The organism is Dorea sp. AF36-15AT (genome assembly GCF_003477705.1).
Classification (GTDB): domain Bacteria; phylum Bacillota; class Clostridia; order Lachnospirales; family Lachnospiraceae; genus Claveliimonas; species Claveliimonas ammoniilytica.
In genome coordinates, this window is sequence record NZ_QUDV01000009.1 from 1 (window position 1) to 12804 (window position 12804).

The 12804-nt window shown below is 42.8% G+C and carries 10 protein-coding genes, 1 other RNA gene and 1 other annotated feature; all 11 genes read right to left on the reverse strand.

Going from position 1 to position 12804, the window contains the following annotated elements:
• Positions 1–740: ABC transporter permease (locus DWZ93_RS12165; RefSeq protein WP_330421783.1), on the reverse strand; the 740-nt coding region annotated here is incomplete at its 3' end.
• Between the two features lie 61 nt (positions 741–801).
• Complete coding sequence (locus tag DWZ93_RS14755) at positions 802–945, reverse strand: hypothetical protein (RefSeq protein WP_158574319.1); 144 nt, start codon at positions 943–945, stop codon at positions 802–804.
• Between the two features lie 12 nt (positions 946–957).
• Positions 958–1698, reverse strand: a complete 741-nt coding sequence (locus DWZ93_RS14760) for a sensor histidine kinase (RefSeq protein ID WP_158574320.1) — start codon at positions 1696–1698, stop codon at positions 958–960.
• A 578-nt stretch (positions 1699–2276) separates the two neighbouring features.
• Entirely contained in the window at positions 2277–3026 is a 750-nt protein-coding gene (locus DWZ93_RS12175) for a LytR/AlgR family response regulator transcription factor (protein WP_147364676.1), read from the reverse strand.
• A 307-nt stretch (positions 3027–3333) separates the two neighbouring features.
• Positions 3334–4359 (reverse strand): tRNA preQ1(34) S-adenosylmethionine ribosyltransferase-isomerase QueA, encoded by a 1026-nt coding sequence (queA, locus tag DWZ93_RS12180; RefSeq protein ID WP_118384029.1) that lies wholly within the window; start codon positions 4357–4359, stop codon positions 3334–3336.
• A 19-nt stretch (positions 4360–4378) separates the two neighbouring features.
• The gene (gene pheT / locus DWZ93_RS12185; protein WP_118453091.1) at positions 4379–6799 is read right to left on the reverse strand and encodes a phenylalanine--tRNA ligase subunit beta; all 2421 of its coding nucleotides are present in this window, start codon (positions 6797–6799) and stop codon (positions 4379–4381) included.
• A 180-nt stretch (positions 6800–6979) separates the two neighbouring features.
• Positions 6980–7999: a phenylalanine--tRNA ligase subunit alpha gene (pheS, locus tag DWZ93_RS12190; RefSeq protein WP_118384027.1), complete on the reverse strand. Its 1020-nt coding sequence runs from the start codon at positions 7997–7999 to the stop codon at positions 6980–6982.
• Between the two features lie 116 nt (positions 8000–8115).
• Positions 8116–8354: a binding site (T-box leader), on the reverse strand.
• 61 nt (positions 8355–8415) lie between these two features.
• A complete protein-coding gene (locus tag DWZ93_RS12195; RefSeq protein ID WP_118453092.1) occupies positions 8416–9321 on the reverse strand; it encodes a YihY/virulence factor BrkB family protein in 906 nt (301 codons plus the stop codon).
• Between the two features lie 83 nt (positions 9322–9404).
• Positions 9405–10727 (reverse strand): SpoIID/LytB domain-containing protein, encoded by a 1323-nt coding sequence (locus tag DWZ93_RS12200; protein WP_199665943.1) that lies wholly within the window; start codon positions 10725–10727, stop codon positions 9405–9407.
• Between the two features lie 312 nt (positions 10728–11039).
• Positions 11040–11221: non-coding RNA, 6S RNA (ssrS, locus tag DWZ93_RS12205), on the reverse strand.
• Positions 11222–11295: 74 nt separating this feature from the next.
• On the reverse strand, positions 11296–12786 hold the full coding sequence (gene thrC, locus DWZ93_RS12210) for a threonine synthase (protein WP_118453093.1): 1491 nt from the start codon (positions 12784–12786) through the stop codon (positions 11296–11298).
• Between the last annotated feature and the right edge of the window lie 18 nt (positions 12787–12804).

Consider the following 12804-nt stretch of genomic DNA (forward strand, 5'->3'; position numbering starts at 1 on the left):
ATATTTTCCAGCCATTTTACGATACCATTCGTAAGTAAGATCCCCGCTCCGATTCCGACTGGGATTCCAATGAGTCCTTCCAGTATTCCTTCCCAGTAAACCACACAAATCCTTTGAAATTTACTCGCCCCGATACTTCCCAATGTTCCCAGATATCTTAGTTTTTCAAACGTAGAGATGGAATAGGCATTGTAAATCAGCACACAGCCCATAAGCATCACCATTGTAACTATAACATTGATGATTCCGCCCACGCTCATACTGGTTTCGTCATTTAGTCCATAGTATTCTAAAAGTTCTATATGATAGGTAATATTGTATTTTCCCGTTTCACGATAAGGAAGGCGCCGCCACTCTTCCTCCGGAAGCTGTTCCATGCCGATCTTTTTGCCGATTTTCTGTGTTCTGACAAACATACGCCAACTGACGTTTTTCATTTCAGCAGCCACACACAAACCTGCATCCGGTTCGCAGTCTTCGCATTCCGTTTCCGATACATTACATAGCTTTTTATTCTCTTTCAGGCTTTCATACTGTTCCTGATCCAAATCATGGAAGATCAAATGCCAGCTTCCCTGGTCTTCCCGGATGCTCTCCCGGATCATTCCCATCAGAGTATTGGCAAAGAGCGAAATCGTTGTGAGAATGATCATCGTGCATGCAATTCCAAGGATGGTAGCTCTGGTACGCTTTTTATTCTTTTTCAGATAACGTAAGGTTAGTTTAAAAATAATTCCCATATCCGCTCCTCCATTCGTTAGCGAAAAGAACCATGACACAATGTCATGGATCTTCTGATAACTATTTTCCATACTCAAAGTTGTGAATATTCTTATAATGCAATATTATCTTATTCTGCGATGTTGTTTTAAAGCTACAATACTTACAGGTATATGTTGTACCACCCACAACTTTTTTCGTTTCTTTGGCAGTCAATTTTCTCATTTTTTTGCTCCTTTACATATTATCGTAAAAACTAACCATCACGCAATGCCTGTCTTCTAACGTCTCCTGAATCAGGTCGCCGTCATGACGTTCCACGATTCGTTCTACGCTTTTCATTCCATATCCATGCACAGACGAATTTGCCGCACCGCTGATTAGTCTTTTTTTCAAAAATAACGGTCGTTTCACAACATTATTACTGATTTTTATTAAAGTCATATCCATCCGCTTTTTTATTTCAACACGTATCCAGTTGCCTTGTTCATCTGCTTCTTCACAGTTCTCAATCGCATGATCAATCAGATTTCCAAACAGTATGCTTTGTTCTGCTTCTGTCAGGCCACCGATCGACACCATCTCAGTCTCTATATCAAAACGTATTTCTCTTTCTTCCGCCTTTTGTTTCTTCTGTGTCAATATAAAATCAAGAAAGTAATTTCCGGTCCATACTACACCTTTCACCTCAAGATATTCCTGATCAAGTTCATTCAAATAATCTTCTATTCGCTGCCATTCCCCCTTTTGAACCATCATACGCAGCCCCAGCAGGTGATGTCTTATATCATGTACAGCCCGCCAGCTATTTTCCGTACTCTCTAACAAAGATTGGTATCTTTGTTCCAAAATACTGTCATGTAATTCCAGTATCTTCTGGTCTTTCGCCATAAGGCGATTTTTCAGGAAAAAAAGTACAATGATTGTGGCAATCACCAATACGCCAAGAAGCGAAAAGCCACCATCCAACCCGTTCATGGATATTTCTCCTATAGCCATTTCAACCAGTTTTTTCTGATACCTAAGTATCAAAAGAGATATAATTATGTCAATTAACACAAAATATCCTGTATACTCTTCATTAATCTTCCACTTATATTTTATGATCAATATCGCTAACCATATAAGAATTATTCGTGATAATGTAAAGATAACAATTTGTTCCAAAGATACTGCATTCAAAAAAACTCTTGGCAAAAACTTCTCTCCCAACAATGTCATACTAAAAAAAGCTATTATGAAATCCAACAATGTAAGCACTCCATAATACAGCCAAACATAGCTGAATATAAACAAATATCCTTTTTTCCTTATGACAAATATAACAAGACAAAATAAAATGACCTCCACCAGGAACATAGTTCTCGAAAAGAACCATAAACGCCTGTTTGCAGTCAGTAAAACAGAAATAAACAGAGAACTCACTACTAGAATACCTTTATAACATCTGTTCATCTTTTTTCTGTCAAAAATGGTATATAACATCAAATAATAGCCTGTTATAACTTCCACCAAAGAAACTACGAACAACAGGATAAAACATACACTCCCCACAGCTATTGCTCCTCCCAGTATTTCCGAATATTTTCTTTTACTTTTTTGATCCTTGCATGACTTGCTTCAACAGCATCTCTATTGCTCAGATAAATCACATTATCCCTGACTTTCATAATATGCCTTAAATTAACCACACTGCTCCTATCGACTATTACAAATTCATCACTCATTAATTTTTCCAAAACATTCTCAATACTGATTCGTTCACGTACTTCACCTTTCACGGTAAAAAAGCTCGTATACTTTGTTCCTTTCGCTTTTTGTATATAGATAATATCATCCTGACACATTTTCACTCTCTGTGTATCCGAACCTATATAGCAATACTTTATTGAATGATTCCGCACAATCTCAATCAGTCTCTCTATTATTTCCGGCAGTCTTTCTTCAACATCCTCTTTTAGAATATACTGGTATGCTTCCATACGATAGCTTTCAATTGCATATTCCACATAAGCCGTAAGAAAAATAATATAAATATTCGGATCACGATCGCGCGCTTTTTTGCCCATTTCAATACCGTTTATCTCCGGCATATCCACATCAGAAATCAAAATCTGATACCTGGTTGTTTCAAATGCCACTAGGAAATTCTCCGCTTTCTCATACGTGTCTATATGTACATCTTTGAATTCCCCCGACAGATTTAACAAAATTTCACGGATATTTTCCAAGACGCTTTTCTCATTATCCACTATTGCAATATTTATCAATATTCTCCCTCCATACAAATGTATACTGCTTGCCATTCTGATATAATAATACAATAAAAGTAGATTTTTTGTTACAAATTATAACATAATTTTATCATCGCTTCGAAATATTGACCATGAATTAGATATTTTCTGCCCATGAATATTTTCTGGCAGACAAATTCCCAAAACATAAATCATCATCAAAAAATAATCTTCGTAAGTATCAAAAAACACATTCCAAGATTGTATGCGATTGTCAAGGTCCTGATCCAACTCAAACTTTTACTCATCGCAATACAAAAAAATCTGCCACTTCACGATTTCTCAATCGTAAAGCAACAGATCCTTTTCTTTTTATATTCTACTTTATAAACATTGCATCTCCAAAGGAGAAAAATCTGTATTTTTGCTCAATTGCTTCCTGATATGCATTCAGCACATGCTCTCTGCCTGCCAGTGCGGATACCAGCATGATCAGTGTAGACTCCGGCAGATGGAAATTCGTGATCAGTGCATCCAGAATCTTGAACTTGTATCCCGGATAAATGAAGATCTCTGTCCATCCGCTGCATTCTCTGAGGCGTCCGTTCTCATCTGCTGCCGACTCTACAGTTCTGCAGCTTGTGGTTCCCACGCAGATCACGCGTCCGCCATTGTCCTTGGCACGGTTAATCTTCTCAGCCGCTTCGGCATCAATATGGTAAAATTCTGAATGCATGTGATGCTCCAGAATGTCATCTACCTTAACCGGGCGGAAGGTTCCAAGTCCTACATGCAGTGTAACTCTGGCAATATCTATGCCTTTTTCCTCGATCTGCTTCAGCAGCTCCGGTGTGAAATGAAGTCCCGCTGTCGGTGCAGCCGCAGATCCGGTATGCTTGGCATATACGGTCTGATAACGGTTCTTGTCCTCAAGCTGATGTGTGATATACGGCGGTAATGGCATCTGTCCAAGCTGATCCAGAATCTCTTCAAAGATTCCTTCATATTCAAACTTGATCAGGCGGTTGCCTTCCTCTACGACATCGATGACTTCACCAACCAGCAGACCTTCGCCGAACACGATCCGTGTGCCTGGTCTTGCTTTCTTGCCAGGTTTTACCAGTGTCTCCCACACATTGTTCTCTTTGCGCTTCAGCAGAAGCACTTCTATCTTGGCTCCGGTTCCCTCACGGGCACCGATCAGCCTCGCCGGAATCACCTTGGTGTCATTGATCACCAGACAGTCCCCCGGGTTCAGATAATCCACGATCTCTTTGAAAATGTGATGAGAGGTCTCGCCTGTCTCTTTGTCTAGCACCAGGAGCCTGGAACTGGAGCGGTCCTCCAGCGGATCCTGTGCGATCAATTCTTCCGGCAGATCAAAATAAAAATCCTGTCGTTTCATATTATCTTATCTCTCCGTTCTATTTGCGAAGCTCGATTCCCATAGCTTCAAGACCGGCAAGAATCTTATCCATTGCTTTGGAAATATCTGACTCTTCCAGTGTTCTGTCTTTTGCACGGAATGTAATAGAGTAAGCTACAGACTTGAATCCCGGTTTGATCTGAGCTCCTTCGTACAGGTCAAACAGTGAGTAGCTCTCCAGATGAGCTCCGCCATTTTTCTCAATTACTTCTTCAATCTGTCCTACCATGATGTTCTTCGGCACTACCATACTGAGGTCACGGTTTACAGCCGGGAACTTGGCAATTCCCTCATATTTACGGTCAAATGTAGCACGCGCTACGATCTCCGGCATATCGATCACTGCGATGTATGCTCTCTCTCCGATTCCGTAGATATCTGCAACGTCCGGATGTACTTCTCCCAGATATCCGACTACGGTTCCATCGTAAATGATATTAGCCTGACGTCCCGGATGCAGGAATGTCTTGCCTGCGTTTGGATCGTAAGTCTCTTTCTTGTGCAGTCCGATCTTGTCAAAGAACTCTTCTACGACACCCTTCATGCTGAAGAAATCGCCTTCTCCGTACATACCCAGAGTGAACTGCATACGCTCATCCGGAAGTTCTGTCAACGGAAGTGCCTTTGGCAGATATACATTTCCAAGTTCGTATAATTTTACATTTTTATTTCTACGGTTGTAGTTGGTAGCAAGTGATGTCAGCATACCGTTCAGGGATGTCGTTCTCATCACGCTGTAATCCTCACCCAGCGGGTTACGGATCTCAATTGCCTGACGAAGCTTGGAATCCTCCGGCAGTAATAATTTATCAAATACCTTCGGGCTCTCGAAGGAATATGACATACCCTGGCTGAATCCGCAGAACTCTGCGATATTTCTTGCCACCTCTTCAATACGGAGCTTGTAAGACAGCTTACCTGTCGTAGCTTCTCCGCTTGGAAGTGTGGTCGGAATATTGTCATATCCGAAGAATCTTGCAACTTCCTCTGCCACGTCTGCCAGACGGTGGATATCCTGACGGAAAGTCGGAGCTACGATCTCATTCGTAGTCTCATCATATTCCAGTTCTACTAACTTCAGATAGCCAAGCATCTGTTCTTTCGTCAGATCTGTTCCGAGAAGTGCATTGATCTTCTCTGCGTCAAATGTAACTCTTGACGGCTCTCTCTTCTCCGCATAGACGTCTACCATTCCGCCTACAACTTCTCCGGCACCCATTTCTTCTACTAACTGGCATGCGCGGTCGATTGCTGCCTGTGCATTTTCCGGATCCAGACCTTTCTCGAATTTGCCGGATGCATCGGTACGAAGTCCGATCTTCTTAGCTGATTTACGGATGTTGGTTCCGTTGAAGCATGCAGCTTCGAACAGCATTGTCTTAACATTATCTGTAATCATAGAGTTCTCGCCACCCATGATACCTGCTACACCGATCGATTTTTCGCCATCACAAATCATCAGTACAGAGCTGTCCATCTCTCTTTCCTGTCCATCCAGAGTTACGAATTTCTCACCATCTTCTGCACGGCGCACTACGATCTCGCGGCCTGCGATCGTATCCAGATCATACGCATGCATCGGCTGTCCATATTCTTCCATTACATAGTTGGTAATATCTACCAGATTGTTAATCGGGCGGATTCCAACAGATGCCAGTCTTCTCTGCATCCACTCCGGTGACGGTCCGATCTTAATATTTTTTACAACTCTTGCTGTATATCTCGGGCAGAGTTCCTGATCCTTGACCGTAACCTTTACATAGTCATTGACATCCTCGTCATTGCCAGTCGGTGTTACAATCGGCGGATGGAATTCCTTGCGGAATGTAGCTGCTGCTTCTCTCGCAATGCCGATCACGCTGTAGCAGTCTACACGGTTGGATGTGATCTCATATTCAAATACCACATCATCCAGTCCCAGTGCGCTGATCGCACTGCTTCCTACTTCTACATCTTTCTGGAAAATGTAGATACCGTATTCCGGTGCCTCCGGGTACATATCACGGTTAGATCCCAGTTCTTCGATGGAACACATCATACCATTACTCGGTACACCGCGAAGCTTGCCTTTCTTAATCTTGATACCGCCGGCTACACGCTGTCCAGGCTCGTGACCTCCGGCCACACGTCCGCCGTCCAGAACAACCGGTACCTTGTCTCCTTCTTTTACATTCGGAGCACCTGTAACGATCTGAATCGTCTCAGTTCCGATATTTACCTGACAAATGATCAGTTTATCTGCATCCGGATGCTTCTCAATCTTGTCGATCTGACCTACTACGATGCGGTCCAGATCTGCATCCATTTTTTCAAATCCTTCTACTTTTGTACCGGAAAGTGTCATCGCATCGGTATATTCCTGCGCTGTCACATCCAGATCCGGCACATATGCTTTTATCCATGATAATGAAGTATCCATTATAATCTCCTTTCAATGTAACACTTATTCGTGCTTCCTTCTATTGTGTGCTCTTATTAAGTCTCCAGAATCCCGCCGGTTCCCGGCGCCGCCTCCCCAAGAGGCTCCCGATTCTGTCGAACCGTTCGCACACAGAAGTAAATACTCACTTCGTTCGTGCTTCCTTCTGTTGTGTGCTCACTAGAACTGTTTCAAGAATCTGATATCGTTTTCGTACAGTAATCTCATGTCGTCGATTTCGTATTTCAGAAGTGCGATTCTTTCCAGTCCTACACCAAATGCGAATCCTGTGTATTCTTCCGGATCAATTCCGCACATTTCGAGTACGTGTGGATGTACCATTCCGCATCCCAGGATCTCGATCCATCCGGATCCTTTACAGAAACGGCATCCCTTACCGCCGCACTTGAAGCAGCTTACATCTACCTCAGCGCTTGGCTCTGTGAATGGGAAATGATGTGGGCGGAACTTTGTCTTGGTATCTTCACCGAACAGTTCCTTTGCAAATACTTCCAGTGTTCCTTTCAGGTCTGCGAATGAAATGTTCTTATCGATAACCAGTCCTTCGATCTGATGGAAAGATGGTGAATGTGTTGCATCTACTTCATCTGAACGGAATACTCGTCCAGGTGCGATCATACGGATTGGCAGCTTGCCCTGTTCCATTACACGGGCCTGTACCGGTGATGTCTGTGTTCTCAGCACAATATCATCATTGATATAGAAAGTATCCTGCTCATCCTTTGCCGGATGATCTGCCGGAATATTCAGTTTCTCAAAGTTATACAGATCGTATTCTACTTCCGGTCCTTCTACTACTTCGTATCCCATACCGATGAAAATACGTTCTACTTCTTCCAGTGCGATCGTATTCGGATGACGGTGTCCTACCATGTTCTTCTTAGCCGGCAGTGTAACGTCGATAACTTCCTGTTTCATCTTTTCTTCACGGATCGCACGCTCCATTTTCTGCTTGCTTTCTTCCAGAATCTCTTCGATGGCTGCACGTGTCTCATTAACCATCTGACCTACTTTCGGTCTTTCTTCCGGTGCTACATCTTTCATTCCTTTAAGAACAGCAGTCAGTTCTCCTTTTTTACCAAGGAATCTGACGCGGGCTTCGTTCAATTTCTCCGGTACATCAGCAGACTGAATTGCTTCAATGGCTTCTCTGCGGATGCTTTCCAATCTTTCTTTCATCCTTCTCTTCCTTTCTCTTTCATAAATAATTAAATGACTATGTTTCCTCTTTAATAACTATATCGTTCAGAGCCACTTCCAAAATACTCTGAACGAATACAAAAAAACCTCATCCCAAAAGGGACGAGGTTAACTCGCGGTACCACCCTGATTCCTATCTTACGACAGGCACTCATGTTCGTGTAACGTACGAATACGGCATGTCCTACTATCGAATCATCATATATCGAAATATTCAAACATGCAGCTAACGTGGGAAATTCGATCCCTGCCTGAACCCGGAGCTACTTTCAGCCTGTGGTATGCCCCTCTCTGATGGAAAACAGTTCTCTACTGACACGGTCATCACTTTTATCTTTGATTTAAACAATACAAAGTCATTATACTCACTGACTTTTTTAATGTCAAGCCGATTCTTACGTTTCTGAATCTGTTTCTGAAGCTGTTTCCGAAGCTCCTTCTGTAATATCTGCCTTCTCTTCAGCAGTTTCCTTTTTATCTGCTCCGGTAAAGAGTACATCTTTCATATAGATATTAAGTTGTGCTCCAAACAACACACAGTACATACAGAAATACAGCCAGAGCATGATCAGCACGATTGTAGTCAGACTACCGTACATATCCGAAAATCCTTTGAAAATATCCAGGTATACAGAAAATACCCAGGATATGACCAACCAGCCAATCGCTGTAAATATCGCTCCCGGAATCTGCTTGCGGAACAGATCTTTTCGGTTTGGTAAAAACTTATATATAAGAAGTAAAAAACCGATTACCACAACCGGCGTAATCGCCATCCTCAATTCCATCAATTTATTTGCCACATGCTTAATGGCAGGCATATGAGACGTGATAAATATATTCAGCGAATTACCGAATACCGACATAACCAGCAATAATATGATTGCAATCAGGAACAGCACTGTATAAAATGTCGCTCTGAAACGCAGATAAATATAGTTACGTGTCTCTGGGCATCCATAAATTGTATTAAATCCGGTAGAAATTGATAATACACCCTTGCCGGCAGACCACAGTGCCACAATAACTGTAATCGGGATAATAGTACTTGACTGGTTATATACCTGATTCACAATTGACGTGATCAGGGAATCTACACTGGTAGGAAATACCTGCACTACTGCTGTCATTACATCTGCTTTCGTAACCGGCGTATATCTTACCATAGTAAGCAAAAGCAATATAATCGGAATCAGCGATAACATAAAGAAATATGCAGCCTGAGCTGCATATGCCCCAACATGATGTCTCCCCATATCCTTGGGAATTCTCATTACCCTCTCTATGGTCTCTCTTTTCATACTAACCTCCGTAAATCAGTATGTGCATCATACCATTTTCATTTAATTATTTCAAGTAAAAATATCAAATAGCCGTTTCTCCGCTATCGGATTTCTACATTTTGATAAAATAATTTCAGTATCTCCATGTAATTTTTACCATTCTTAGCCATTTCATTGGCTCCATTCTGGCTCATACCGATACCATGCCCATAGCCGCCGCCTCTGATCACATAGCTGTTCGCTTTCTTCTCTATAGAAATAAATGCACTTGGAAGTAATCTCTGACTATCTACGGTCTGTCCATCATTTCTTACGATCGAATATCCACTTCCTCCCAGGGCTGTCCGAATCTTATTCTCTGTCTCCACCGTAATACTCCCTCCGTTTCCAACCGCCGTCAGTTCTGCTGCCACATCGCCGTCACCTCGCCTGGTTACTTCCACACTCTCCAGTGTTCCCAGATCCTTACCGGCATAATTACTGAGAAGTGCTGCCATTCGCTCTGATGATATCTCCGCCGTCCACTGATACCAGGGCAGATCTTTTTCATAATCTCCGACATCTCCACACACAGATATACTTTGAAGATATGCATTACTTTCATTGACCTCACCGCCCCAGGCTGTCATATCCGTTGTCTCTCCACATGAAGTCGAAAAGTAATATGTAGAAGCCACGTTTCCCTGATACCAGACCACCTGACCTGTTGTATCTTTTACCGCCTGCGTAGCTGTATCTGCCGGATAACTGTTATTGTACACCTGATACTCTACACTGTCATTGACATGTGCCTGATATTCCGGATATGCATAATCCTGCATCTGTCGCACTGCATAGCTTCTGGCACACACCGCCTGCGCCTTCAATGCTTCCATTTCATAAGACGCCGGCATCTCACTCGGCACAACTCTGCACAGATAGCTTTCCATCGGCAGTTCATTAATCACAGTCATACCTTCTTCACCGGACCACACTTCAATCTTTCCCTGATAAGATGGTATTCCCCGGCCACGTTCAATACTTTCCACCCGGATCTCTTCATCCGGATTCAGCGGTTCTGCCGAAAGATGTCCATTCTTTAGCCGCACATCATCTGCCAGAAGCGTCAGCACGCCTCCTGTCCAATCTTCCTCCCGCCCATCATATTTTAGCCTCAGGCCACTGTCTGCTGCCAGACTGACCGAACTGTGTAGCACGCTTCCATAACCGCTTGTCATCAATGCCACGCGGATATTCTGATTCTCCACCATTCCGGTATTCTGATCCGTTTCTCCACTCTGTCCTTTCAATTTACTCTCCGTCTGCTCTCCGGATCTGCCATTTCCGATCCGTTCCGGATGTACCAGACGCATTCCCGCCAGTACCAGACTAAGCACCGCCATAAAACTGATGATGTATAAAATATATCGATTCTGTCTTCTCATATTTGTATTCTTATCTCTTTCCAAGACTACTTTCTCTAATGTATGAAACTTTGTAGTGGGTTTAGAACCCCACCCCATTTTTGAACCCCGCCCATGCATTCGCAAAACCGCACGATGCTTCGTGCTTTTCAGCTGCTACGCAGCTAATTTTGCTCATGTATGGGCGGCGTCTCTATTCGAGCCGCCTCACGGACGAGAAATCTGTTACTTACATGCAAGCATGACGCATCAGATTTCTCGTCCGAAAGGGTTTCTAAATAATACCCCTTTGGGCATAAAAAGAACGGCTTTGCAGCCGTTCTTTTATCTTTTGTATATCCCGAAATGCCGGTTTCTGTCTCTTGACTCCTAGCTGCTGCTAGGTGGGTGTCCGCATCCGCTTTTCTGCCTTCCCCTGCGTATCTGGAGGCTTGACATATTACGGAGATATAAGAGTCCCGTTTAAAGTAATGTAGGTTCAAAACAACAGAAGTTGTCGCGCATCCCAGGTCACTGTAGTTATTATAACCCAATCATATATTTTTTTCCACTATTTTAGTAAAAAATATATAAAATTACAAATATTCTTCTATAACTCAAGAATCGCCTTTACAGTATCTTCCATCTTATCAACATCACATTCCAGTGTGTGAAGAATGTTCGCATTCAGAATCTCCTTGATCGCATTCGGCATCTCTGTGTTAGATACCTGACTCAATTCTTTCAATAAATCGAATTCATCTACAGATGCATACTTCTCATCGATTGCTGCCATAACGCTGCCTGCAAATTTGTATGGGCTGGCTGTGGAGGCAACTACACACTTTGTCTTGTCTCCTGAGTTCTCCTGATATTCCTGACACACATGTGCCGCTACTGCAGTATGTGTATCCATTACATAGCCTGTTTTTTTATAAACATCATGAATAGTCTCTGCCGTCTGCGCTTCTGTTGCATACCCCGCTGCAAAATCTTTCAATCCTGCTTTCATTGCGTCAGTAATCTCATACACACCTTCACTCTTCAATGCCTGCATCAACTCTGCATTCTTCTTATCATCACATCCTGCGATCTGGTAGATCAGTCTCTCAAGATTGCTGGAAATCAGAATATCCATAGATGGTGATGTAGTCAGTTTGAACTCTCTGTCCTTGCGGTCATACACACCAGTCTGGAAGAAATCAAACAGCACTTTATTTTCATTGGATGCACAGATCAGTTTTGCGATCGGAACGCCCATATTCTTTGCATAGTATGCAGCAAGAATATTGCCAAAGTTACCGGTAGGAACTACAACATTGATCTGTTCTCCCGGCTGTATTTCTTCATTATCCAAAAGCTTCGCATAGGCATATACATAGTACACCACCTGCGGCACCAGACGTCCGATGTTGATTGAATTGGCAGATGAAAACTGATAGCCATGCTTATCCAGATCTTCTGCAAGCTTCTTATCTTCAAACATTGCTTTCACGCCGCTCTGCGCATTGTCAAAGTTGCCGTGAATTGCTACAACGTCTACGTTATCTCCGGTCTGAGTCACCATCTGCATCTCCTGTACCTTGCTGACTCCGTTCTTCGGATAGAACACAATGATCCGTGTACCTTCTACATTGGCAAAACCTGCCATAGCAGCCTTACCGGTATCTCCCGAAGTTGCTGTCAGGATCACGATCTCATTCTTCACGTGATTCTTCTTAGCTGATGTAGTAAGAAGATGTGGAAGAATGGAAAGTGCCATATCTTTAAATGCGATCGTTGCTCCGTGAAACAGCTCAATAAAATATGTGCCATCTACTTTTACTAATGGTGCGATCTCTTCCGTGTCAAATTTACTGTCATAAGCCTTCTGAATACAATTCTTCAGCTCTTCTTCAGTAAAATCGGTAAGGAATTCCTTCATTACAGCATAAGCTGTCTCCTGATATGTCATTCCCTTTAATTCTTCCATAGACACAGATAACTTTGGAAGATGATCCGGCACAAACAGACCACCATCATCCGCAAGACCTTTTAAGATTGCCTGCGATGCTGTTACCGTTACCTCTGAATTTCTTGTGCTTCTGTATCGTACATCCATCATCATTTCTCCTGTTAT

What these genes read in the sequence shown, in the direction of transcription:
- DWZ93_RS14755 (WP_158574319.1), bottom strand. Translation starts at nt 945, where the DNA reads ATGAGAAAATTGACTGCCAAAGAAACGAAAAAAGTTGTGGGTGGTACA.
- DWZ93_RS14760 (WP_158574320.1), bottom strand. Translation starts at nt 1,698, where the DNA reads ATGAACGGGTTGGATGGTGGCTTTTCGCTTCTTGGCGTATTGGTGATT.
- DWZ93_RS12175 (WP_147364676.1), bottom strand. Translation starts at nt 3,026, where the DNA reads ATGGCAAGCAGTATACATTTGTATGGAGGGAGAATATTGATAAATATT.
- queA (WP_118384029.1), bottom strand. Translation starts at nt 4,359, where the DNA reads ATGAAACGACAGGATTTTTATTTTGATCTGCCGGAAGAATTGATCGCA.
- pheT (WP_118453091.1), bottom strand. Translation starts at nt 6,799, where the DNA reads ATGGATACTTCATTATCATGGATAAAAGCATATGTGCCGGATCTGGAT.
- pheS (WP_118384027.1), bottom strand. Translation starts at nt 7,999, where the DNA reads ATGAAAGAAAGATTGGAAAGCATCCGCAGAGAAGCCATTGAAGCAATT.
- DWZ93_RS12195 (WP_118453092.1), bottom strand. Translation starts at nt 9,321, where the DNA reads ATGAAAAGAGAGACCATAGAGAGGGTAATGAGAATTCCCAAGGATATG.
- DWZ93_RS12200 (WP_199665943.1), bottom strand. Translation starts at nt 10,727, where the DNA reads ATGAGAAGACAGAATCGATATATTTTATACATCATCAGTTTTATGGCG.
- thrC (WP_118453093.1), bottom strand. Translation starts at nt 12,786, where the DNA reads ATGGATGTACGATACAGAAGCACAAGAAATTCAGAGGTAACGGTAACA.